Source organism: Streptomyces sp. NPDC002520, from assembly GCF_053595235.1.
This window is the reverse complement of the sequence record NZ_JBSFXG010000009.1, coordinates 133,271-155,286: the sequence shown is the minus strand read 5'-3', so window position 1 is coordinate 155,286 and position 22,016 is coordinate 133,271. Positions and strand designations below refer to the sequence as shown.

15 protein-coding genes and 1 pseudogene are annotated in these 22,016 nt (G+C 72.8%); 10 read left to right on the top strand and 6 right to left on the bottom strand.

Going from position 1 to position 22,016, the window contains the following annotated elements:
- Positions 1 to 26 precede the first annotated feature (26 nt).
- Positions 27 to 905, bottom strand: coding sequence for a helix-turn-helix domain-containing protein (locus ACWD5D_RS15705; protein WP_451373236.1), 879 nt, complete (start codon positions 903 to 905; stop codon positions 27 to 29).
- Positions 906 to 1,004: 99 nt separating this feature from the next.
- Here ACWD5D_RS15705 and ACWD5D_RS15700 point away from each other — a divergent pair, with 99 nt between their 5' ends.
- The gene (locus ACWD5D_RS15700; protein ID WP_451373235.1) at positions 1,005 to 2,762 is read left to right on the top strand and encodes a glycoside hydrolase family 35 protein; all 1,758 of its coding nucleotides are present in this window, start codon (positions 1,005 to 1,007) and stop codon (positions 2,760 to 2,762) included.
- Between the two features lie 92 nt (positions 2,763 to 2,854).
- Positions 2,855 to 3,736, top strand: coding sequence for a hypothetical protein (locus tag ACWD5D_RS15695; protein WP_451373234.1), 882 nt, complete (start codon positions 2,855 to 2,857; stop codon positions 3,734 to 3,736).
- A 56-nt stretch (positions 3,737 to 3,792) separates the two neighbouring features.
- On the opposite strand, the gene ACWD5D_RS15690 is transcribed toward ACWD5D_RS15695, so the two are convergent.
- Both ACWD5D_RS15690 and ACWD5D_RS15685 read right to left on the bottom strand, forming a co-directional pair.
- On the bottom strand, positions 3,793 to 4,404 hold the full coding sequence (locus ACWD5D_RS15690; protein WP_451373233.1) for a TetR/AcrR family transcriptional regulator: 612 nt from the start codon (positions 4,402 to 4,404) through the stop codon (positions 3,793 to 3,795).
- A gap of 65 nt (positions 4,405 to 4,469) precedes the next feature.
- Complete coding sequence (locus ACWD5D_RS15685) at positions 4,470 to 5,195, bottom strand: vWA domain-containing protein (protein WP_451373232.1); 726 nt, start codon at positions 5,193 to 5,195, stop codon at positions 4,470 to 4,472.
- Between the two features lie 142 nt (positions 5,196 to 5,337).
- Here ACWD5D_RS15685 and ACWD5D_RS15680 point away from each other — a divergent pair, with 142 nt between their 5' ends.
- The gene (locus tag ACWD5D_RS15680; RefSeq protein WP_451373231.1) at positions 5,338 to 6,213 is read left to right on the top strand and encodes a rhomboid family intramembrane serine protease; all 876 of its coding nucleotides are present in this window, start codon (positions 5,338 to 5,340) and stop codon (positions 6,211 to 6,213) included.
- 118 nt (positions 6,214 to 6,331) lie between these two features.
- Here ACWD5D_RS15680 and ACWD5D_RS15675 read toward each other — a convergent pair whose 3' ends face one another.
- The 3 genes from ACWD5D_RS15675 to ACWD5D_RS15665 all read right to left on the bottom strand — a co-directional run bounded on the left by ACWD5D_RS15675 (position 6,332) and on the right by ACWD5D_RS15665 (position 13,518).
- Positions 6,332 to 7,795, bottom strand: a complete 1,464-nt coding sequence (locus tag ACWD5D_RS15675; RefSeq protein ID WP_451373230.1) for a glutamate synthase subunit beta — start codon at positions 7,793 to 7,795, stop codon at positions 6,332 to 6,334.
- Positions 7,788 to 12,380, bottom strand: coding sequence for a glutamate synthase large subunit (gene gltB / locus ACWD5D_RS15670; protein ID WP_451373229.1), 4,593 nt, complete (start codon positions 12,378 to 12,380; stop codon positions 7,788 to 7,790). Before gltB ends, ACWD5D_RS15675 begins: the two co-directional genes overlap by 8 nt.
- A 406-nt stretch (positions 12,381 to 12,786) precedes the next feature.
- Complete coding sequence (locus ACWD5D_RS15665) at positions 12,787 to 13,518, bottom strand: VIT1/CCC1 transporter family protein (protein WP_451373228.1); 732 nt, start codon at positions 13,516 to 13,518, stop codon at positions 12,787 to 12,789.
- Between the two features lie 277 nt (positions 13,519 to 13,795).
- Here ACWD5D_RS15665 and ACWD5D_RS15660 point away from each other — a divergent pair.
- The 7 genes and pseudogenes from ACWD5D_RS15660 to ACWD5D_RS15630 form a co-directional block, all read left to right on the top strand.
- Positions 13,796 to 14,812 (top strand): annotated as a pseudogene (locus tag ACWD5D_RS15660) (ADP-ribosylglycohydrolase family protein); the annotation flags it as partial.
- A gap of 578 nt (positions 14,813 to 15,390) precedes the next feature.
- The gene (locus tag ACWD5D_RS15655; protein WP_451373227.1) at positions 15,391 to 16,503 is read left to right on the top strand and encodes an ADP-ribosylglycohydrolase family protein; all 1,113 of its coding nucleotides are present in this window, start codon (positions 15,391 to 15,393) and stop codon (positions 16,501 to 16,503) included.
- Between the two features lie 8 nt (positions 16,504 to 16,511).
- On the top strand, positions 16,512 to 17,696 hold the full coding sequence (locus tag ACWD5D_RS15650) for an ADP-ribosylglycohydrolase family protein (protein ID WP_451373226.1): 1,185 nt from the start codon (positions 16,512 to 16,514) through the stop codon (positions 17,694 to 17,696).
- Complete coding sequence (locus ACWD5D_RS15645; protein ID WP_451373225.1) at positions 17,684 to 19,045, top strand: ADP-ribosylglycohydrolase family protein; 1,362 nt, start codon at positions 17,684 to 17,686, stop codon at positions 19,043 to 19,045. Before ACWD5D_RS15650 ends, ACWD5D_RS15645 begins: the two co-directional genes overlap by 13 nt.
- Positions 19,042 to 19,938 (top strand): ribokinase, encoded by an 897-nt coding sequence (gene rbsK, locus ACWD5D_RS15640; RefSeq protein WP_451373224.1) that lies wholly within the window; start codon positions 19,042 to 19,044, stop codon positions 19,936 to 19,938. Before ACWD5D_RS15645 ends, rbsK begins: the two co-directional genes overlap by 4 nt.
- A complete protein-coding gene (locus ACWD5D_RS15635) occupies positions 19,935 to 21,158 on the top strand; it encodes a CaiB/BaiF CoA transferase family protein (protein ID WP_451373223.1) in 1,224 nt (407 codons plus the stop codon). Before rbsK ends, ACWD5D_RS15635 begins: the two co-directional genes overlap by 4 nt.
- Positions 21,155 to 21,967 carry an HpcH/HpaI aldolase/citrate lyase family protein gene (locus ACWD5D_RS15630; RefSeq protein ID WP_451373222.1) on the top strand — a complete coding sequence of 271 codons (813 nt, stop codon included), beginning with the start codon at positions 21,155 to 21,157 and terminating at the stop codon, positions 21,965 to 21,967. The genes ACWD5D_RS15635 and ACWD5D_RS15630 overlap by 4 nt, the downstream gene beginning before the upstream one ends.
- Positions 21,968 to 22,016: the final 49 nt, after the last annotated feature.

The window sequence follows — 22,016 nt, the reverse complement described above, 5'->3', positions numbered from 1 at the left end:
CTGATCACCGGGTGTTCGGCATGCGGTCACCCGTCGATCGTCGGCGGGTCGTCCGGGTCCGGGACGCGGTCGCTCCAGCCGCCGGGGACGGTGCGGCCCTGCTGGGCGCGGAAACGTATCGGCGCGAGGCCGACACGGCGGGTGAACAGGCGGGAGAAGTAGGCGGGGTCGTCGTAGCCGACGCGGCGGGCGACGGCCGCGACGGGCAGTTCGGTGGCGGCCAGGAGTTCCTTGGCGCGGCCGAGGCGGATGCCGAGGAGGTAGTCCTTGGGGCTGCATCCTGCGGCTCGGCGGACGGCGCCGCGCAGTTCGGCGGGGGTCATGCCGTGCACGCGCGCGTGGTCGGCGACGCTCATCGGCTTGCAGGCGTCCCGGGCGAGGGCCTGAAGGACCTGGTCGCCGTCGGGGGCGACGTCGGCGCGGGCGCGGCGCAGGGCGACGAGGAGTTCGTGGACGGCGGCGCCGGTCTCGACCTCGAGCAGGGGGTTGCCGCGGCGGGCGGCGCGGGCGATGCGGGCGACGACGGCGCGGGGCGCGGCGGCGTCGGAGAGCGGGACGACGTGCCGGTCGGGCTCGATGTAGCCGAGTTCGGTGTAGGTCGCGGCGGCGGGCCCGGCGAAGTCGACGAAGCCCTCGTCCCAGCCGGTGTCCGGGTCGGGCGCGTAGTGGTGCGGGACGCCGGGGGTGAGCCACAGCAGCGCGGGGGCGGTGACGGTGGTGCGGCGGCCGTCGGCGCCCCGGTACCAGCCGCTCCCGGTGCTGATCACCACGGCCACGTGGTGGTCGAGGGTGCGCGGGCCGACCGTGGGCAGGGCGCCGTACTGGAGGCCGACGCCGAGGCAGACCAGGCCCAGGCGGTGGTGGGCGGGGCCGGGACTGAAGAACCGCATCCAGGTGTGGTACATCGGTGCTCCTCCCGGGGTCGGCGGCTGCTGATTTTTGTCCAAGCAGCGCCGATCTTCGTCCATGGCGTCGATCACCGCCAGGGGGCGAGGCTTGCGCTCATGAGCGAGTTCACGGTGGGGCGATCCGATTTCCTGCTGGACGGGCGGCCGGTGCGGCTGCTGTCCGGGGCGCTCCACTACTTCCGGGTGCACGAGGCGCAGTGGGGACACCGGCTGGCGATGCTGCGGGCGATGGGCCTCAACTGTGTGGAGACGTACGTGCCGTGGAACCTGCACGAGCCGCGTGCGGGGCTGGTGCGGGACGTGCGGGCGGTCGGCCGCTTCCTGGACGCGGTCCGTGCGGCCGGGATGTGGGCGATCGTGCGGCCGGGGCCGTACATCTGCGCCGAGTGGGAGAACGGCGGTCTGCCGCACTCGGTGACCGCCGGGGCGGGTACGCGCGTGCGTACCGGCGACGAGCGTTTCCTGTCGCCGGTGCGGGACTGGTTCCACCGGCTGATGCCCGAGATCGTCTCCCGGCAGATCGACCGCGGCGGTCCGGTGATCATGGTGCAGGTCGAGAACGAGTACGGCAGTCACGGCTCCGACGCGGACTACCTGGAGCGGCTGGCCGAGCTGCTGCGCGCCACGGGGGTCACGGTCCCGCTGTTCACCTCGGACGGGCCGGAGGACCACATGCTCACCGGTGGTTCGCTGCCCGGGGTGCTCGCCACGGTGAATTTCGGCTCCGACGCGCGCGTGGCCTTCGAGACGCTGCGCCGTCATCGGCCCGCGGGTCCGCTCATGTGCATGGAGTTCTGGTGCGGCTGGTTCGACCACTGGGGCGGCAAGCCTGTCGTACGGGATCCCGGGGAGGCTGCAGAGGTGCTGCGGGAGATCCTGCAGTGCGGTGCGTCGGTGAACCTGTACATGGCGCACGGGGGCACGAGTTTCGGGGGCTGGGCGGGCGCGAACCGGGGTGGTGAGCTGCACGAGGGTCCGCTGGAGCCGGATGTGACCTCCTACGACTACGACGCGCCGGTGGACGAGTACGGGCGCCCGACGGAGAAGTTCTGGCGCTTTCGTGAGGTGCTGGCCGCGTACCACCCGGACCCGCTGCCCGAACCGCCGCCCGTGCCCGCCCGGTTGGATTCTCCGGCCGACGTGGCCCTGACCGGATGGGCGCCTTTGGAGGGTGTGCTGGAGGCGCTCGGCGGCCCGGAGACCGTCACGCCGGTGCCGCCGTCCTTCGAGGAGCTTGGTGTCGCCCGGGGAGTCGTCCGCTACGAGGTGGGGGTGCCGGGGCCGCGCCGGCCGTATCCGCTGACCGTGCGCGGGCTGCGGGATCTCGCCGTGGTGTACGTCGACGGCGAGCGGGCCGGGGTGCTCACCGAGGAGGAGCCCCGGCTGAAGGAGTCCGTGGCGGGGCCCGCGCGGGTGGTGCTGTGGGTGGAGTCCCTGGGGCGGGTCAACTACGGGCCGCGGACCGGCGAGGCGAAGGGCGTCACGGGGGGTGTCCTGCACGAGCGGCAGTATCTGCACGGGGTACGCGCGCGTGGCCTGGACCTGGACGCGTTCGACGACGGTGTGGGGTCGGTGCCCTTCGGGGCCCTGCCCCCGGACGGTGCGCCGGGACTGTACCGGGGCACCGTCACGGTGCGCCGGGCCGGGGACGCGCGGCTCGAACTGCCGGGACGGACCCGGGGCTTCGTGTGGATCAACGGCTTCGGCCTGGGCCGCTACTGGTCCGTGGGGCCGCAGGGGTCCCTGTACGTGCCGGGTCCCGTGCTGCGGGAGGGCGAGAACGAGGTGTGGGTGCTGGAACTGCAGGAGACCGCCCCGGGGGCGCCCGCGCCGCGTCTGCTCGGCCCGCCGTGATCCCGCGCGCGGGGCGGGCGGCGCGACCTCCCGGGCGCGTCGGGGCAGTCATACAGTGAAAGGGACTTCCCGGCGTCTTTGGGGGTGCGGACGTGGCGAACGGCGGACCGGTCGAGCACGGCTATCCGCACCTGGACACGGTGCGGGCCGCCGTCACCGCGCTGTACCGGCGGCTGTCGTACGACACCGTCCAGACCTTCTCGGCCAGCGTGGCCCCCGCGGACGTGGCCTTCTGCGACACCGACGATCTCCATCTGGGCGCGCAGCGCGTGGCCCGGGAGATCGTGCGGCACTTCCGGCTGCCGGACGCCCGGCTGATCGTCGGCTTCCGGGACATGACGCACGCGGCGAACGTCGAACTGACGGCGGGTCCCGAGTACTTCGTCGAGCTGAACGACCGCTTCCGTACACATCGCAGGGACATCGGCGCGGCGCTCGCGCACGAGGTGACCCACGTCTACCTGCACCGCCTCGGTCTCGCTTTCCCCACCACGGCGGAGAACGAGATCCTCACGGACACGGTGACGACGTATCTCGGCGCGGGCTGGCTGCTGCTGGACGCCTACCGCGAGGACGGCGCCTCCTCGCAGAAGCTCGGGTATCTCACCCCGGAGGAGTTCGGGTACGTCCTGGCCAAGCGGTCGCTGCTCTTCCACGAGGATCCGTCCGTGTGGTTCACCAGTCCGCAGGCCTACACGGCGTACACGAAGGGCATGGCCCGCGCCCGCCGGGACGAGCAGCAGCCTCCGCTCACGGCCGCCGGCTGGGCGGGCCGCCGTCGCTACGCCCACGACCGGCGCCACGCACCCGGCGCCCCCTCGGGCACGCCGTACGCCTTCACCGCCGACACCGGCGCCGGCCTCCGCGTGAGCTTCCCCTGCCCCACCTGCCACCAGCGCGTCCGAGTCCCGGTGCGGGGGCGCGTCCGGGCCCGCTGCGGGCTGTGCCGCACCGTCCTGGACTGCGACACGTAACCGTTCGACACGTGACGTTCCCGCCCGCACCCACGCCGTCCGGCGCCCGCATCACGTCATGCGTGGACGGCGATCCCGTCCAGCACCATCGACAGGTACTGCCGGGCGATCTCCTCCGGGCTGTGCTGTCCACCGGGCCGGTACCAGGACGCGGCGACCCACACGGTGTCGCGCACGAAGCGGTAGGCCAGCCGGACGTCGAGGTCGGCGCGGAACACCCCGTCGGCGACCCCGCGTTCCAGCGTGGACAGCCACGCCTTCTCGAACCGGCGCTGCGACTCGGCGAGGAAGGCGAACCGGTCCTGCGCGACGAGCTGCCTGCTCTCCTTCTGGTAGATGGCGACGGCGGCGCGGTGCCGGTCGATCTCCCGGAAGGACTCGGTGACGAGGGCCTCCAGCGTCTCGCGTGGCCCGAGAGAGGCGGCCAGGACGGTGTCGTAGCCGTCCCACAGCTCGTCGAGGAAGGTGCGAAGGATCTCCTCCAGCATCGACTCCTTGGAGTCGAAGTGGTAGTAGAGGCTGCCCGCGAGCATCCCGGCACGGTCCGCGATCTTGCGGACGGTGGTGGCGTTGTAGCCCTGCTCGGCGAACACCTCGGCGGCGGTGCCGAGGATTTCGCCGCGGCGTTCGGTTGCTGCGGTCACCTGGGGCTTCTTCTTGGTCGGCACGGACCCATTCTGTCCCCGCGAGGCCGGGGCACCCGCATCGGCGGTCTCTGCCGGCTCACGCCGGCTCACGTCGGCCCTGTGATGCCCGCGGCGCGTGCGGCCGCCAGCCAGTGGGGGAACTCGCCGACGAGGCGGTCGTACAACTCCGTGTCGGACATGCGCCGCGGGTCCTGCCCGGCGTGGAAGAAGCCGGCGTTGTCCACGAGCCGCTTGCCGGGGACCGCCAGTTCGTCCAGTTTCCGCAGGAACTCGAACTGCCGGCTGTCCGGGTCGCCGAAGCCGACGAACTGCCAGAACAGCGGGAGAGCGGACGCCTTGCACAGGTAGCGCTCGGCGGCGAGCTTGTTGATCGGGCCGCCGTCGGTCTGGAAGACGACGAGGGCGGGGGCGGTGGCGCCGCTGTCGAGGTAGTGGTCGATGACGGCGTCCATCGCCAGGTGGTAGCTGGTCTTCCCCATGTGCCCGAGCCCGGCGGCGATGCGCTCGATGCGGCCCTCGTGGCCGGTGAGGGCGATGTCGGTGACCGCGTCGATGTCCGTGGAGAAGAACACCACCGGTACCCGGCCGTCGTCGTCGAGGTGCGCGGACAGGCCGAGCACCCGGTCGGCGAGCGCCTGCACGCTGCCGTCCTTGTAGTACGGCTTCATGGAGCCGGAGTGGTCGACGACCAGGTAGACGGCGGCGCGCAGGTCGTCCAGGCCGTGCTTGGTGAGCGACACCCCGGCCGACCTGTAGGCGCCGACGAGCGCGGGCGCGGTCTCCGCCACCTTGCTGAGGCTGATCGCGGCCATGGTCCCCCCTCGGCTGTCCGGAGCGCCGAGCCTATGTGATCAACAGCCCCAGCTGTCGCTCCCGTCACATCTGTTCGCTATTTTGTGCGCTGCCGACCCCACCGGCTCTTTCCGTCCCCTTCTCCCCTCCGAGGAGCCGGCCGTGGCCGCCGATTCCGTTCTCACCACCTGCTTCCGTCATCCGCAGGTGGAGTCCCATGTCCGCTGCACCCGCTGCGACCGCTACATCTGCCCGTCCTGCATGCGCGAGGCCTCCGTCGGCCATCAGTGCGTGGAGTGCGTGAAGGAGGGAGCGCGGTCGGTACGGCAGGCGCGCACCGCGTTCGGCGGCCGCATCAGCACGGTGCCGCTGGTGACGTACGTGCTCCTCGGGCTCAATGTGCTCGCCTATCTCGCCGAGTTGGCCCGGCCCTCGGTCGAGGACCGCTTCGCCATGCTCGGCACCGTGCCCGCGGGGTACCTCCCCGAGGGCGTCGCGCACGGCGAGTGGTACCGGCTGCTGACCGGCGCGTTCCTGCATCTGACGCCCGACGAGGGCACCTTCGGCCTCACGCACATCCTGTTCAACATGCTCGCGCTGTGGAACGTCGGCCGGGTGGTCGAGGCGCAGCTGGGCCGGGTCCGCTATCTCGCGCTGTATCTGCTGTCGGCGCTGGGCGGCTCGGTGCTGGTGCTGCTGCTCGCCCCCACGTCCTTCACGGTCGGCGCGTCCGGTGCCATCTTCGGTCTGGGCGCCGCCTATTGGGTCATGGCCCGCCGGCTCGGCTACGACATGCGGGCCGTCAACCGCTACATGGCGGGCCTGCTGCTCTGGCTGGTCGTCTCCGCCTGGGCGACCTCCTGGCAGGGCCACCTCGGCGGCCTGCTCGCGGGCGGCGTGGTGACGCTGGCCTACGCCTACGCACCCCGGGACAGCCGCCGCACCCTCATCCAGGCGGGCACCTGTGTCGCCCTGCTCGCACTGCTGCTGGTCCTGGCCTGGGTGAAGGTGTCGGGCCTGACGGGCGGCGCGGTCTGACGGACGTACGACGGCGCCTGCCCAGTGTCCGGTCGGGGACGGGTTCGGGCAGGCGCCGGGTGTTCCGTACGTCGTTGTACGGGACGTTCGGTGAGGCCTTCTCAGGTCTCGGGGGCCGTCAGACCGCGAGCGCGCGGTCGGTCGGGCGGATCGGGGCCGGCAGGTCGCTGGCTCCGGTCAGGTGGCGGTCGACGCCGCGGGCGGCCGAGCGGCCCTCCGCGATCGCCCACACGATGAGGGACTGGCCGCGGCCGGCGTCACCGGCGACGAACACGCCCGGCACGTTGGTCTGGAAGTCGGCGTCGCGGGCGATGTTGCCGCGCTGGTCCAGCTCCAGACCGAACTGCTCGACCAGGCCGTTCTCCCGGTCGGTGCCGGTGAAGCCCATGGCGAGGGTGACCAGCTGGGCGGGGATCTTGCGCTCGGTGCCCGGCTTCGAGGTCAGCTTCCCGTCGACGAACTCGACCTCGGCGAGGTGCAGCCACTGCACGTTGCCGTCCTCGTCACCCTCGAAGTGGGTGGTGGAGGCGGAGTAGATCCGCTCGCCGCCCTCCTCGTGGGCAGAGGTGACCTTGTAGAGGATCGGGAAGGTCGGCCAGGGCTGGTTGGTCACGTGCCGCTCGTCGTTCGGGCGGGGCATGATCTCCAGCTGGGTGACGGATGCCGCGCCCTGGCGGTGGGCGGTGCCCACGCAGTCCGCGCCGGTGTCACCGCCGCCGATGACGACGACGTGCTTGCCCTCGGCGGACAGCGGCGTGGTGACGTAGTCGCCCTCCTGGACCTTGTTGGCCAGCGGCAGGTACTCCATCGCCTGGTAGATGCCCTTCAACTCCCGTCCGGGGACGGGCAGATCGCGGGCGGTGGTGGCGCCGACGGCCAGGACGACGGCGTCGTACCGCTTCTTCAGGTCCGTCGCCTTGATGTCGCGGCCGACCTCGACGCCGGTGCGGAAGCGGGTGCCCTCCGCGCGCATCTGCTCGATGCGGCGGTTGATGTGCCGCTTCTCCATCTTGAACTCGGGGATGCCGTACCGCAGCAGGCCGCCGACGCGGTCCGCGCGCTCGTAGACGGCGACGGTGTGGCCGGCCCGGGTCAGCTGCTGGGCGGCGGCGAGTCCCGCCGGGCCCGAGCCGATGACGGCGACCGTCTTGCCGGACAGGCGCTCGGGGATCTGCGGGGCGACGTCCCCGGTCTCCCACGCCTTGTCGATGATCGAGACCTCGACGTTCTTGATGGTGACCGGCTGCTGGTTGATGCCGAGCACGCACGCCGACTCGCAGGGGGCCGGGCAGAGGCGACCGGTGAACTCCGGGAAGTTGTTGGTCGCGTGCAGGCGCTCGGAGGCGGCGCCCCAGTCCTCGCGGTAGGCGTAGTCGTTCCACTCGGGGATCAGGTTCCCCAGCGGGCAGCCGTTGTGGCAGAACGGGATGCCGCAGTCCATGCAGCGGCTGGCCTGCTTGCTGATGATCGGCAGCAGGGAGCCGGGGACGTAGACCTCGTTCCAGTCCCTCACGCGTTCGGCGACGGGGCGGGACGTGGCGACCTCGCGGCCGTGGTTCAGGAAGCCCTTCGGGTCAGCCATTGATCGCCGCCTCCATCATCTTCTCGGTGATCTCGGTCTCGGAGAGACCGGCTCGCTCGGCGGCGTCCTTGGCGGCGAGCACTGCCTTGTAGGTGCTGGGGATGATCTTGCTGAACCGCTGGGCGGCCTCGTCCCAGTCGGCGAGCAGCTTCTCGGCGACCGTCGAGCCGGTCTCCTCGGCGTGGCGGCGCACCACGTCGTGCAGCCACTGCTTGTCCGCCTCGTCCAGGGCCTCGACCGAGCCGGCGTTGCCGACGTTGACGTTGTCGCGGTCGAGGTCGATGACGTAGGCGATGCCGCCGGACATGCCCGCCGCGAAGTTGCGGCCGGTCGGGCCGAGGACCACCGCGCGTCCGCCGGTCATGTACTCGCAGCCGTGGTCGCCCACGCCCTCGGAGACGACCAGCGCGCCGGAGTTTCGCACGCAGAACCGCTCACCGCTGCGGCCGCGCAGGAACAGCTCGCCGCCGGTGGCGCCGTAGCCGATGGTGTTGCCCGCGATGGTCGAGTACTCGGCGAGGTGGTCGGCCGCGCGGTCCGGGCGGACGACGATCCGGCCGCCGGAGAGGCCCTTGCCGACGTAGTCGTTGGCGTCGCCCTCCAGGCGCAGCGTGACGCCGCGCGGCAGGAACGCGCCGAAGGACTGGCCGGCGGAGCCGGTGAAGGTGATGTCGATGGTGTCGGCGGGCAGGCCCGCGCCGCCGAACTTCTTCGTCACCTCGTGGCCGAGCATGGTGCCGACCGTGCGGTTGATGTTGCGGATGGCGAGCTGGGCGCGCACCGGCTGGGCCTCGGTGGTGTCGGAGGCGGCGAGCGCGTCCGCGGCCAGCTTGATCAGCTCGTTGTCCAGGGCCTTCTCCAGGCCGTGGTCCTGGGTGACGACCTGGTGGCGGACCGCGCCCTCGGGCAGCGACGGCACGTGGAACAGCGGCTCCAGGTCCAGGCCCTGCGCCTTCCAGTGGTCGACGGCGCGTGCCACGTCGAGGACCTCGGCGTGGCCGACGGCCTCCTCGATGGAGCGGAAGCCCAGCTCGGCGAGGAGCTCGCGGACCTCCTCGGCGATGAACTTGAAGAAGTTCACCACGTACTCGGCCTTGCCGGTGAAGCGGTCGCGCAGGGTCGGGTTCTGGGTGGCGATGCCGACCGGGCAGGTGTCCAGGTGGCACACGCGCATCATCACGCAGCCGGAGACGACGAGCGGAGCGGTCGCGAAACCGAACTCCTCGGCGCCGAGCAGCGCGGCGATGACCACGTCGCGGCCGGTCTTGAGCTGGCCGTCCGTCTGGACGACGATCCGGTCGCGCAGGCCGTTGAGCAGCAGGGTCTGCTGGGTCTCGGCCAGGCCCAGCTCCCAGGGGCCGCCCGCGTGCTTGAGGGAGGTCAGCGGGGAGGCACCGGTGCCGCCGTCGTGACCCGAGATGAGGACGACGTCCGCGTGCGCCTTGGACACACCGGCCGCGACCGTGCCGACGCCGACCTCGGAGACCAGCTTCACGTGGATGCGGGCCGCCGGGTTGGCGTTCTTGAGGTCGTGGATCAGCTGCGCCAGGTCCTCGATGGAGTAGATGTCGTGGTGCGGCGGCGGGGAGATCAGGCCCACGCCCGGCGTCGAGTGACGCGTCTTGGCGACCCACGGGTAGACCTTGTGGCCGGGCAGCTGGCCGCCCTCGCCGGGCTTGGCGCCCTGGGCCATCTTGATCTGGATGTCGTCCGCGTTGACCAGGTACTCGGAGGTGACACCGAAGCGGCCGGAGGCGACCTGCTTGATCGCCGAGCGGCGCGCCGGGTCGTACAGGCGGTCCGGGTCCTCGCCGCCCTCACCGGTGTTGGACTTGCCGCCCAGCTGGTTCATGGCGATGGCGAGGGTCTCGTGCGCCTCCTTGGAGATGGAGCCGTACGACATGGCGCCGGTGGAGAAGCGCTTGACGATCTCGCTGACCGGCTCGACCTCGTCGACGGAGATCGGCTCGCGGTCGGAGGAGAAGCCGAACAGGCCGCGCAGCGTCATCAGGCGCTCGGACTGCTCGTTCACGCGCTCGGTGTACTTCTTGAAGATGTCGTAGCGGCCCGAGCGGGTGGAGTGCTGGAGGCGGAAGACCGTGTCCGGGTCGAACAGGTGCGGCTCGCCCTCGCGGCGCCACTGGTACTCGCCGCCGATCTCCAGCGCGCGGTGCGCGGGAGCGATGCCGGAGGCGGGGTAGGCCTTGGCGTGGCGGGCGGCGACCTCCGCCGCGATGACGTCGATGCCGACGCCGCCGATCTTGGTGGCGGTGCCGTTGAAGTACTTCTCGACGAAGGTGTCGTCCAGGCCGACGGCCTCGAAGACCTGGGCGCCGCGGTAGGAGGCGACGGTCGAGATGCCCATCTTGGACATGACCTTCAGGACGCCCTTGCCGAGGGCGTGGATCAGGTTGCGGATGGCCTTCTCGGGCTCGATGTCCGACAGGAAGGTGCCCGCGCGGACCAGGTCCTCGACGGACTCCATCGCCAGGTACGGGTTGACGGCGGCGGCGCCGAAGCCGATGAGCAGGGCGACGTGGTGGACCTCGCGGACGTCTCCGGCCTCGACCAGCAGGCCCACGTGGGTGCGCTGCTTGGTGCGGATGAGGTGGTGGTGGACGGCCGCGGTGAGCAGCAGCGAGGGGATCGGCGCGTGCTCGGCGTCCGAGTGGCGGTCCGAGAGGACGATCAGGCGGGCGCCGTTGTCGATGGCCGCGTCGGCCTCGGCGCAGATCTCGTCGATACGGGCGGCGAGCGCGTCACCGCCGCCGCCGACCCGGTACAGGCCGGAGAGGGTCGCGGCCTTGAAGCCGGGCATGTCGCCGTCGGCGTTGATGTGGATGAGCTTGGCCAGCTCGTCGTTGTCGATCACCGGGAAGGGCAGCACGACGGACCGGCAGGAGGCGGCGGTCGGGTCGAGCAGGTTGCCCTGCGGGCCGAGCGAGCTGCGCAGGGAGGTGACCAGCTCCTCGCGGATCGCGTCCAGCGGCGGGTTGGTGACCTGCGCGAACAGCTGCGTGAAGTAGTCGAAGAGCAGCCGCGGGCGCTCGGACAGCGCGGCGATCGGCGAGTCGGTGCCCATGGAGCCGATCGGCTCGGCGCCGGCCTTGGCCATCGGCGCGACCAGGACGCGCAGCTCCTCCTCGGTGTAGCCGAAGGTCTGCTGGCGGCGGGTGACCGAGGCGTGGGTGTGGACGATGTGCTCGCGCTCGGGCAGGTCGCCCAGCTCGATCTCGCCGGCCTCCACCCACTCGCCGTACGGCTGCTCGGCGGCGAGGGCCGCCTTGATCTCGTCGTCCTCGATGATGCGGTGCTCGGCGGTGTCGACGAGGAACATCTTGCCGGGCTGGAGCCGGCCCTTGCGGACGACCTTGGCCGGGTCGATGTCCAGGACGCCGACCTCGGAGCCGAGGACGACGAGGCCGTCGTCGGTGACCCAGTAGCGGCCGGGGCGCAGACCGTTGCGGTCGAGGACGGCGCCGACCTGGGTGCCGTCGGTGAAGGTGACGCAGGCGGGGCCGTCCCAGGGTTCCATCATCGTGGAGTGGAACTCGTAGAAGGCACGCCGGGCCGGGTCCATGGCGTCGTGGTTCTCCCACGCCTCCGGGATCATCATCAGCACGGAGTGCGGCAGCGAACGGCCGCCCAGGTGGAGGAGTTCGAGGACCTCGTCGAAGGACGCGGAGTCGGAGGCGTCCGGGGTGCAGATCGGGAAGATCCGGTCGAGGTTGCGCTCGCCGAACAGCTCGGACACCAGCTGGGACTCGCGGGCGCGCATCCAGTTGCGGTTGCCCTTGACGGTGTTGATCTCACCGTTGTGCGCGACGAAGCGGTAGGGGTGCGCGAGCGGCCACGACGGGAAGGTGTTCGTGGAGAAGCGCGAGTGGACGAGCGCGATCGCGGAGGCGAAGCGGCGGTCGGACAGGTCCGGGAAGAAGGGCTCCAGCTGGCCGGTGGTCAGCATGCCCTTGTAGACGATCGTGCGGGCGGACAGGGACGGGAAGTAGACCCCGGCCTCACGCTCGGCGCGCTTGCGCAGCGCGAACGCCTTGCGGTCCAGCGCGATGCCCTCGCTGACGCCGTCGTTCACGAAGATCTGCCGGAAGGCCGGCATGGTGGAGCGGGCGGTGGCGCCGAGCAGTTCGGGGGCGACCGGGACCTCGCGCCAGCCGAGGACCGTGAGGCCCTCCTCGGCGGCGATCGTCTCGATCCGCGAGACGGCGTCCTGGGTCTCCTCCTCCGGCAGGAAGGCGATGCCTACGGCATACGAGCCCGCTGCGGGAAGGTCGAATCCGGCCACCTCCCGGAAGAAGGCGTCGGGCACCTGGGAGAGGATTCCCGCGCCGTCGCCGGAGTCCGGCTCGGAACCGGTGGCGCCGCGGTGCTCGAGATTGCGCAGAACAGTCAGCGCCTGCTCGACCAGCGCATGGCTCGCCTCACCGGTGAGGGTGGCCACGAAGCCGACGCCACAGGCGTCGCGCTCGTTGCGGGGGTCGTACATACCCTGCGCGGCAGGGCGAGCATCCATGAAGGACCAGTTTCGGCCATTCGTGGAATGCTGGGACGGCTGGCGCGTCGAACGCATCGGCTCTCCCGTCGTCGTCAAGTGGCAAGTTCAGGTGCCGAGGGACGACGTTGGCCCTCTGCGGAGCTACAAAATTTCACGCAGATTACATGATGGATCGTTTCCCGGGAACCGGATACTCCGTTCCAGCATGCGGACGCCGTACGGGTGACGGCGGGTGCCGTGGGGTCACGGCAGGGCGCCGCGTTCGGCGGCCGGAAGTATGAGGGGGACCGAACCGGACGAGATCGATCAGATCAGTGCCGGTCGGCCCGAGAGGGGGGCGGGAGGGGCGCCTTCGCCCGTCCCGTGCGTGCACCACAGGCGTCGTTGCCCACAGCGCTTACGGCTCATGCCCGATGATTACGTATTCGAAACCAGCGAGTAACGGCGACTCATGCGGCCCGACGCATAAGATCCACTCGCGTCATCCTACGGCGGTTCCGAACAGGCTGCCCAGGGCGAACGTCACACCGGCCGCCGCACCGCCGAGCGCGAGCTGCCTCAGTCCGCTGTACCACCAGGTCCGCGCGGTCACCTTGGCCACCACCGCACCGCAGCCGAAGAGCCCGGCGAGCGCGAGGAGGACGGCCGGCCACAGGACGGTCGCGCCCAGCAGGTACGGCAGGACGGGCAGCAGGGCGCCCAGCGCGAAGGACCCGAACGACGACACGGCCGCGACCAGCGGCGACGGCAGGTCACCGGGGTCGATGCCCAGCTCCTCGCGGGCGTGGATCTCCAGCGCCTGCTCGGGATCCCTGGACAGCTGCCGGGCGACCTCACGGGCCAGCGCGGGCTCGACCCCGCGGGCCGCGTAGAGCGCCGCCAGCTCGTCCTCCTCGTCCTGGGGGTGCTTGCGCAGTTCACGGCGCTCGACGTCGAGTTCGGCCTCGACGAGTTCGCGCTGCGAGGCGACGGAGGTGTACTCACCGGCCGCCATGGAGAAGGCACCGGCCGCGAGACCCGCGAGCCCGGTGATCACAATGGTCTGCTGGCCGACGGAACCGCCGGCGACACCCGTCATCAGGGCGAGGTTGGAGACCAGGCCGTCCATGGCACCGAAGACGGCGGGGCGCAGCCAGCCGCCGTTGACATCCCGGTGGGTGTGGTTGTCGCGGTGCGCCGCGTGCAGCGCCGCCTCGGTTTCGATGATGGCCATGCGGGATCTCCAGGAAGCTTAGCCAAAGCTAACTTTGGACGCGTTCTACTTTTCGACTACACCGAATGTACGTCCATCGCGTCGCTCGTGCCAGCAAGGAAAGGCTGAGCTAACCTGCGGCTTTACCTTCTTTGCTCATCCGTGCCGACAGCTGCTCAGATGCCGAGCGGGTGACGCTGGGCCACCGGAGGAAGGTGTGCGGCGCTTGTGTGGGAGACATCCGCAAAGGGCCTCGCGCGCACAGGGCCTCGCGGCCCTCGCTGAAGGAGAGGCGTCCATGGCATCGATCGCGTGCACTCCCCCGGCGTCGGCACCGGCGCCCGGGGACTCGGCCGGACTGCGGGAGCGGGCGCGCGGCGCACTGCTCGGCCTGGCCGTCGGCGACGCGCTCGGGGCGCCCGCGGAGAACCTCCGGCCCTCCGAGATCCGCGCCCGCTGGGGCCGCATCACCGGGTACGTGAGCGAGCGCCCGTCGGGCACGGACGACACCGAGTACGCGATCTTCTCCGGGCTGCTGCTGGCCCGGCACGGCTCGGCCCTCACCCCCGCGCATGTCGAGGCGGCCTGGCACGAGTGGATCGCCGACCGGGCGGAGGGCCCCTTCCGCGGCGCGGGCTTCAGCGAGCGCGGCACGCTGGAGAACCTCCGGCGGGGCCTCGCCGCCCCCATCTCCGCCCAGCACCGGCACGCCTGGAGCGACGGCCTGGCGATGCGGGCGGCGCCCTTCGGGGTCTTCGCCGCCGGACGCCCGGCCGAGGCCGCCCGCCTGGTGGCCGTCGACGGCTCGGTCAGCCACGAGGGCGAGGGCATCTACGGCGGCCAGGCGGTCGCGGCCGGCGTCGCCGCGGCGATGGCGGGGGCGTCCCCGCCCGTGGTCGTCGCCGCCGCCCTCGCCGCCGTCCCCGAGGACTCCTGGACGGCCCGCTCCCTGCGCCGCGCCGTCGCCGTGGCCCACCGGGGCGAACGCGCGGTCCGCTCCGCCGTGGTCATCGGCGGCTACCCCTGGACCGACCTGGCTCCCGAGGCCGTCGCCCTCGCCTTCGGCGCGTACGCGGCGGCCGACGGCGACTTCCGCGACGCCGTCCTCACCGCGGTCAACATGGGCCGCGACGCCGACACCACGGCGGCCGTCGCGGGCGCCCTGGCCGGCGCCACCCAGGGCATCTCCGCCATCCCCGCCCACTGGGCCGCCGCCATCGGCCCGGCGCGCGGACGCTGCCTGCCGTCGATGGCCGGCCATCACGTCCTGGACGTGGCGGAGCTGCTGGTACCGGAGGAGGGGGGCAAGTGGGGGGAGGGGCTGGTGATGCCGGATTCCCTGCCGATCGCCGTACGGGATCTCGAACTGGAGGGAGCGCGTGGGGCGCCGGCGGCGATCGGGGCACGTGCTGCCGCAGAGGTGGCCGGGGCCGGTGGGCCGCGGGAGGCGACAGTTCCGATTGCGGCGGCGGAGGCGGTGGAGGCCGGCGCGGCGCTGGAGGCGGTCGGACCGTCCGGGCAGGAGACGGCGCGGCACCCGGCGCTTCTCCGGCCGCCCTCCCGACCGGCCGAGCCGACGCCCCCGCCGCCGGCCGACCGCCTACCCGGCGAGCCGGCCGCCGAGCCCACCTCGCCACTGCCACCCACCCCCCTTGGGACCGACTCCCCTCTCACGCCCGCCTCCCCGGTCCCGGTCACCGAACGACCCGCCCGCAGGCCCGCCCAGGCGCCCCCGTCCGCCTCCGAGCCGGCCGAGCCGGCCACGCCCCTGCCGTCCGCCTTCCAGCGGACCGAGCCGGATGACGGGCGGGCGGAGGGCCGGGGGGCCAGGGGGCGCGGCGGCCTGGTTGGCGCCGGGAACCCGGGGCATCAGGACAGTGAGGGTCGGTTGTGATGCGTCGTATCGAGGGACTGCTGCTCGGGCTCGCCGCGGGCGATGCCGCGGGCTGGCCCGCCGCTCGCCACCGGGCGGCCCGCATGCCCGAGTGGACCCGCCGCCTCACCCGCGAGCTGGACACCTTCGCCGAGCAGAACGCGACCACCACCCTCCCCGTGCCGATCGCGCTCAACCAGCCTCCCGAGCCCCTCCGCCTCGGCCCCTCCGACGACGCCGAGTGGGCGGCCTTCGCGGCGGAAGCGGTCCTGCGGGCCGGCGACGAGGACGCGCTCGGCGACCTCGGCCGGGACCGCCGTATGCGCGCCGCCATCGACCTCACCTGGACCGCCGTGGCCTCCGAGGTCGCGGCCGCGGCGGACCGCGCCCCCGAGATCGAGTCCGCCGTCCTCCCGCTGCGCGCCCGCATCTCCGTCCGCGCCGGGCTCGGCAACCTCGCCGCCGGCCTGCGCCCGCCCGCCACCGGCCACGACAACCCGCACTACTTCGACGACGCGGCCTGCGTCCGCGCCTGCGTCCTCGCGGTGGCCCATCCCGGCGACCCCCGCCGCGCCGCCGACCTCGCCGAGTTCGACGCCCGCTACACCCAGGACGGCGACGGCGTGCACGGCGCCCGCGCGATGGCGGCGGCGCTCGCGCTGGCCCTGGCCGGCTCCGACACGGACGACTGCGTGGCGGCGGCCCTCGCCGAACTCCCCGCGCAGACGGAGATCGGCCGCAACACCCGCCACGCGCTCGTCCTGGCCGAGGACACCGGCACCGCCTTCGCGCTCGTCCCCCTTCTCGAGCACCAGATCGTGGACCACGTCTACAGCTACGGCATCGCCGCCGCCGAGACGGTCCCCGTCGCCCTCGCCCTGACCGCCGCCGCCCGCGGCCGCATCGCCGAGGCGGTACCCGCCGCCGCCTGTCTGTCCCGGGTCGCCGACTCCGCACCCGCCCTCGCCGGCGCGCTCACCGGCGCGCTGGGCGGCGGCGCGTCCGTCCCGGCCACCTGGCGGGACGCCTGCCGCACCCTCTCCGGCTGCGCGCTGCCCCGTCTCACCGGCACCGATCTGGTGGAACTCGCCGGGCTCCTGGAAGCCGCGCAACGGACCCGACCAGGAGGATGATTCGGGGCATGACGCCCACTGGAGAAGAAAGCGGCGAATCGTCCCCGATCGGTCTCGACGACCGGATCACCGGTGCCCTGGTCGGAGCCGCCGTCGGCGACGCCCTCGGCGGTCCCGTCGAGGGCTACTCCCCCGAGCAGATCGCCGACCGCCACGGCGGCCGCGTCCACGGAGTCGTCGGCCCCTGGCACGGTGACGACTGGCGCACGGCCCGCCCCATCGCCCCGTACCACAAGGGCGACGGCCACGTCACCGACGACACCTTGATGACCCACGCGCTGGTCCGGGTCTACGCCCGGGTCCGCGACCACCTCGACGCGTACGCCGTCGCGGACCACCTGGTCCCGGACCTGATGACCGTCCCGCGCTGGATCCCCGAGCTGGAGGCCGAGGCCCTGCCGCTGCAGCGGATCTTCCTCGCCGAGAAGTGGCTGGTGGCGCGGCTCGCCTACGGTCATGTGGATCCCCGGGAAGCGGGCGTCGGCAACATCGTCAACTGCGGCGCGGCGATGTACATGGCTCCCGTCGGCCTGGTCAACGCCGCGAACCCGGCCGCCGCGTACGCCGAGGCGCTGGACATCGCGGGCGCGCACCAGTCGTCGTACGGCCGTGAGGCCGCCGGAGTCTTCGCCGCGGCCGTCGCCGCCGCCGCCGCGCCGGGCGCGACCCCGGACTCGGTGGTGACGGCCTGCCTGTCGCTGGCCAAGGACGGCACCCGCGAGGCGGTCGAGAAGGTCTGCGAAGTGGCGCGCGGCCATGGCGACTTCGAGTCGGCCCTGGTCCCCCTGCGGGAGGCGGTGGCCCCGTACGACACGGTCGGCCCCGACTACCGCGCCCCCTCGCTCGGCGCCCGCCGCCCCTCCCGTCTGCACTCCATCGAGGAACTCCCCGTCGCCCTGGGCATGTTGCTGGTCTCCGGCGGCGACTTCCGCCGCGCGGTCCTCGGCTCGGTCAACTACGGCCGCGACTGCGACTCGATCGCCACGATGTCCGGCGCCCTCGCGGGCGCCCTCGGCTCACCGGTCCCCGAGGACTGGTCGAAGACGGTGGCCGAGGCGAGCCGTCTGGACCTGTGGGCGCCGGCCCGCGAACTGGCCGCGGTCGGCCGCGAGATCTTCGCGCTCGACGTGCGGCGACGCCGCGCCCACGAACGGGCCTTCGGCGCCCTGGGAGGCGTCGTATGCTCCGACTGACCTGGGTCCAGCCCGAGGACCTGCTCGGCCATGAACTCCGCCAGGCGCGTCTGGACGGCCGCGAACCCTCGAGGATCGAGGCCCGCTGGCGTGCCGCCGGCGGCCTGGGCGCCCCGGAACGCGCGGGCGCCTCCCCGGGCCGGGCATCGCGCTACCTGCGCCTCCTGGCCGAGGACCTCCTGGACGAACTGGCCGATCTGCCCAGCACGCTGGCCGAGGACGAGCCGACCGACCTGACGCGGATCAAGGCCGCCTGTCCGGACTGGCCCGGCGCACGCGCCCGCACCCGGCCGTCCCCGCTCGCCTTCGAAGCCGCCTGGCTCGGCCGGGCCGTCGGCTGCCTCCTCGGCAAACCGGTCGAGAAGCTCCCCCTCGACGGCATCCGGGCCCTCGCCCGTGCCACCGGCAACTGGCCCCTCACCACCTGGTTCACCGCCCGAGGCGTGCCCGACGACCTCCTCGCCCGGTACCCCTGGAACCGCCGCTCGGCCACCACCTCCCTGGCCGAGAACATCGACGGCATGCCCGAGGACGACGACCTCAACTACCCCCTTCTCAATCTCCTCCTCCTCAGGCGGCACGGCAGGACCTTCACCACCGCCGACGTGGCCCGGCTCTGGCTCGACGAACTCCCGCCCGGCCGCACCTTCACCGCCGAACGCATCGCCCACCGCAACCTCCTGTGCGGCATCGAACCCCCGCACACCGCCCGCCACCGCAACCCGTTCCGGGAATGGATCGGCGCCCTGATCCGCGCCGACGTCCACGGCTGGACCAACCCGGGCGACCCGGCGGCCGCCGCCGAACAGGCGTACCGCGACGCGACCCTCACCCACACCGCCAACGGCGTCTACGCGGCGATGTTCACGGCCGCCGTCATCGCCGCCGCGGCCACCGGCACCCAGGACGTCCACGCCTGCCTGCGCACCGGCCGTACCGTGGTCCCGGCCCGCTCCCGGCTGGCGCGGGCCGTCGGCCACGCCCTGCGACTGGCCGAGGAGCACGCGGACTTCGACGACGTCGTGAACGCGCTGCACGCCGTTCACGGCCCCACCCACCACTGGGTGCACGCCGTCCCCAACACCGCCCTGATCACGGCCGCTCTCGCACACGCCGACGGCGACTTCTCCGGCTCCGTCTGCCGTGCGGTGTCCGGCGGCTGGGACACCGATTCCAACGGCGCGACCGCCGGCAGCGTCGTCGGCCTCCTCACCGGCACTCCCGACGCGCTGCCCGAGCGCTGGTCGGCCCCGCTGAAGAACCGGCTCGCCACCACCGTCGCCGACTTCGACGGCACCGGCTTCGACACCCTCGCCCACCTCACCCACCTGGAGGCGACCCGCCCATGACCCATATCGCCGTCCTCGGCAGCACGAACATGGACCTCGTCACCTATGTCAGCAAGGCTCCGCAGCGCGGCGAGACCGTGACGGGGCGGGAGTTCCGTACGATCCCCGGCGGCAAGGGCGCGAACCAGGCGATCGCCGCCGCCCGCGCCGGCGCCACGGTGTCGATGATCGGCGCGGTCGGCAACGACGCGTACGGGGTCCGGCTGCGCGACACCCTCGAACACTCCGGTGTGGACACCGACTCCCTGCGCACGGTCGAGGGCCCGTCCGGCACCGCGCACATCGTGGTGGACGACGAGGGCGGCAACGCGATCGTCGTCGTCCCGGGCGCGAACGGCACCGTCGACCACCTCTCCCCCGGTGACGAGGGGGTGATCGCCTCCGCCGACGCCCTGCTGCTGCAACTGGAGATCCCGATGGCCGCGGTCGTCGCGGGCGCCGAGGCCGCCCGCCGGCAGGGTGTCCGTACGGTGCTCACGCCCTCCCCGGCCCAGCCGTTGCCGCCCGAACTCTTCGAAGCGACCGAGCTGTTGGTGGCCAACGAGTACGAGGCGGTCACGCTCACCGGCCGCACCGACCCGCGCGAGGCGGCCGGCGCGCTGCTGGACGTGGTGCCGGAGGTCGTCGTCACCCTGGGCGCGGCCGGCAGCCTGTACCGGTCCCGGGGCACCTCCGAGCCGCTGTTGGTGCCCGCGCCCCAGGTGACGGCGGTGGACTCGACGGGCGCGGGCGACACCTTCGTGGGCGCGCTCGCGGTCGCCCTCGCCGAGGAGAAGCCGGTACGGGAGGCACTGTCCTGGGCCGCCGCGGCGGCGGCGCTGTCCGTACAGCGGGAAGGCGCGTCGGTGTCGATGCCGTACCGCCCGGAGATCGAGGCGCAGTACACCGCATGAACACGTCCGTGAGTCCCCCTGTGAACGCCCCACGCCCCCAGCCCCTCGACGGTCTGCGGGTCCTGGACCTGGCCACCCTCTTCGCCGGCCCCCTGGCCGCCACGCAGCTCGGCGACTTCGGCGCCGAGGTGATCAAGGTGGAGCATCCGGGCCGCCCCGACCCGTCCCGGGGACACGGTCCGGCCAAGCACGGGGTCGGCCTGTGGTGGAAGGTGCTCGGCCGCAACAAGCGCACGGTCACCCTCGACCTGTCCAAGCCGGGTGGCCGTGCCACGCTGCTGCGGCTCGCCGCCTCCGCCGACGTGGTGATCGAGAACTTCCGGCCCGGCACGCTGGAGAAGTGGGACCTTGGCTGGGCGGAGCTGTCCGCCGCCAACCCACGGCTGATCCTCGCCCGGGTCACGGCCTTCGGCCAGTTCGGCCCGTACGCCCACCGGCCCGGATTCGGCACCCTCGCCGAGGCGATGAGCGGCTTCGCGGCCCTCACCGGCGAACCGGACTCGCCTCCTACGCTTCCGCCGTTCGGGCTGGCGGACTCGATCGCGGCGCTGGCGACGGCGTACGCCGTGCTGACAGCCCTGGCCGCCCGGGAGCGGACCGGCGAGGGCCAGGTCGTGGACATGGCGATCATCGAGCCGATCCTGGCGGTCATCGGCCCCCAGCCCACCTGGTACGACCAGCTCGGCTACGTCCAGGAGCGCACCGGCAACCGGTCCGCGAACAACGCCCCGCGCAACACTTACCGCACCGCCGACGGCCAGTGGGTCGCCGTCTCCACGTCCGCGCAGTCGGTGGCCGAGCGGGTGATGCGGCTGGTGGGGCGGCCGGAGCTGATCGAGGAGCCGTGGTTCGCCACGGGCGCGGAGCGTGCCGCGCACGCCGATGTGCTGGACGCGGCGGTCGGCGCCTGGGTCGGGGCCCGGACCCGGGACGAGGTCCTCGCGGCCTTCGACAAGGCGGAGGCGGCGGTGGCCCCGGTCCAGGACGTGCGGGACGTGCTGGAGGATCCTCAGTACCAGGCCCTGGACTCGGTCACCACGGTCGACGACCCCGAGCTGGGCCCTCTGCGGATGCAGAACGTCCTCTTCCGCCTCTCCGCGACGCCCGGCGCGATCCGCTGGGCGGGCCGGCCGCACGGTGCCGACACGGAGGCGGTGCTCACGGAGCTGGGTCTCACGCCGGCCGAGCTGGACGCCCTGCGCGAGGAGGGTGCCCTGTGACGCCGTTGCCGCTGACCTGGCTCTACGTCCCGGGCGATCGCCCGCACGTGGTGGCCAAGGCGCTGGTCGCGGGCGCGGACGTGGTGGTGATCGACCTGGAGGACGCGGTCGCCCCCGACCGCAAGGAGTACGCCCGCGAGGCCACCGCGGAGCTCCTCGCCGACCCTCAGCCGGTCCCGGTCCACGTCCGCGTGAACTCCCTCGACACCGACTGGGCGGCAGCGGACCTGGCCCGCCTCGCACGGCTGCCCGGCCTGTCCGGGCTGCGACTGCCCAAAGTGGCCTCCCCCGACCAGGTACGACACGTGGCCACGGCCACTCCCCTCCCCCTCTACGCCCTGCTGGAGTCGGCCCTCGGCATCGAACGCGCCTATGCCATCGCCTCGGCCCACCCGTCCCTGCGGGGCGTCTCCCTCGGCGAGGCCGACCTCCGCGCCGACCTGGGCGTACGGGCCGACGCCGGTCTCGACTGGTCCCGCTCCCGCGTGGTCGTCGCCGCCCGCGCGGCCGGCCTCGCTCCACCGTCCCAGTCCGTCCACCCCGACATCCGCGACCTGGACGGCCTGGCCACCTCCTGCGCCCGCGGCCGCACCCTGGGCTTCCTCGGCCGCGCGGCGATCCACCCCCGCCAGCTCCCGGTGATCGAGCGGGCCTACCTCCCCACCTCCTCCGAGATCGAGCACGCCGAAACCATCATCAAGGCCGCCGCCACCAACGAAGGCGCCCAGGCCCTCCCCGACGGCCGCTTCATCGACGCGGCGGTGGTGACGATGGCCCAGCGAACCCTCTCCCTGACCCGGAGGGGGTGAGACGACCAGGAGAGGGGCGACCGCGAACTCGCCTCCGCTCCCGGGCTCA

What these genes read in the sequence shown, in the direction of transcription:
- ACWD5D_RS15705 (WP_451373236.1), bottom strand. Translation starts at nt 905, where the DNA reads ATGTACCACACCTGGATGCGGTTCTTCAGTCCCGGCCCCGCCCACCAC.
- ACWD5D_RS15700 (WP_451373235.1), top strand. Translation starts at nt 1,005, where the DNA reads ATGAGCGAGTTCACGGTGGGGCGATCCGATTTCCTGCTGGACGGGCGG.
- ACWD5D_RS15685 (WP_451373232.1), bottom strand. Translation starts at nt 5,195, where the DNA reads ATGGCCGCGATCAGCCTCAGCAAGGTGGCGGAGACCGCGCCCGCGCTC.
- ACWD5D_RS15675 (WP_451373230.1), bottom strand. Translation starts at nt 7,795, where the DNA reads ATGGCTGACCCGAAGGGCTTCCTGAACCACGGCCGCGAGGTCGCCACG.
- gltB (WP_451373229.1), bottom strand. Translation starts at nt 12,380, where the DNA reads ATGCGTTCGACGCGCCAGCCGTCCCAGCATTCCACGAATGGCCGAAAC.
- ACWD5D_RS15665 (WP_451373228.1), bottom strand. Translation starts at nt 13,518, where the DNA reads ATGGCCATCATCGAAACCGAGGCGGCGCTGCACGCGGCGCACCGCGAC.
- ACWD5D_RS15655 (WP_451373227.1), top strand. Translation starts at nt 15,391, where the DNA reads ATGCGTCGTATCGAGGGACTGCTGCTCGGGCTCGCCGCGGGCGATGCC.
- ACWD5D_RS15650 (WP_451373226.1), top strand. Translation starts at nt 16,512, where the DNA reads ATGACGCCCACTGGAGAAGAAAGCGGCGAATCGTCCCCGATCGGTCTC.
- ACWD5D_RS15645 (WP_451373225.1), top strand. Translation starts at nt 17,684, where the DNA reads ATGCTCCGACTGACCTGGGTCCAGCCCGAGGACCTGCTCGGCCATGAA.
- rbsK (WP_451373224.1), top strand. Translation starts at nt 19,042, where the DNA reads ATGACCCATATCGCCGTCCTCGGCAGCACGAACATGGACCTCGTCACC.
- ACWD5D_RS15635 (WP_451373223.1), top strand. Translation starts at nt 19,935, where the DNA reads ATGAACACGTCCGTGAGTCCCCCTGTGAACGCCCCACGCCCCCAGCCC.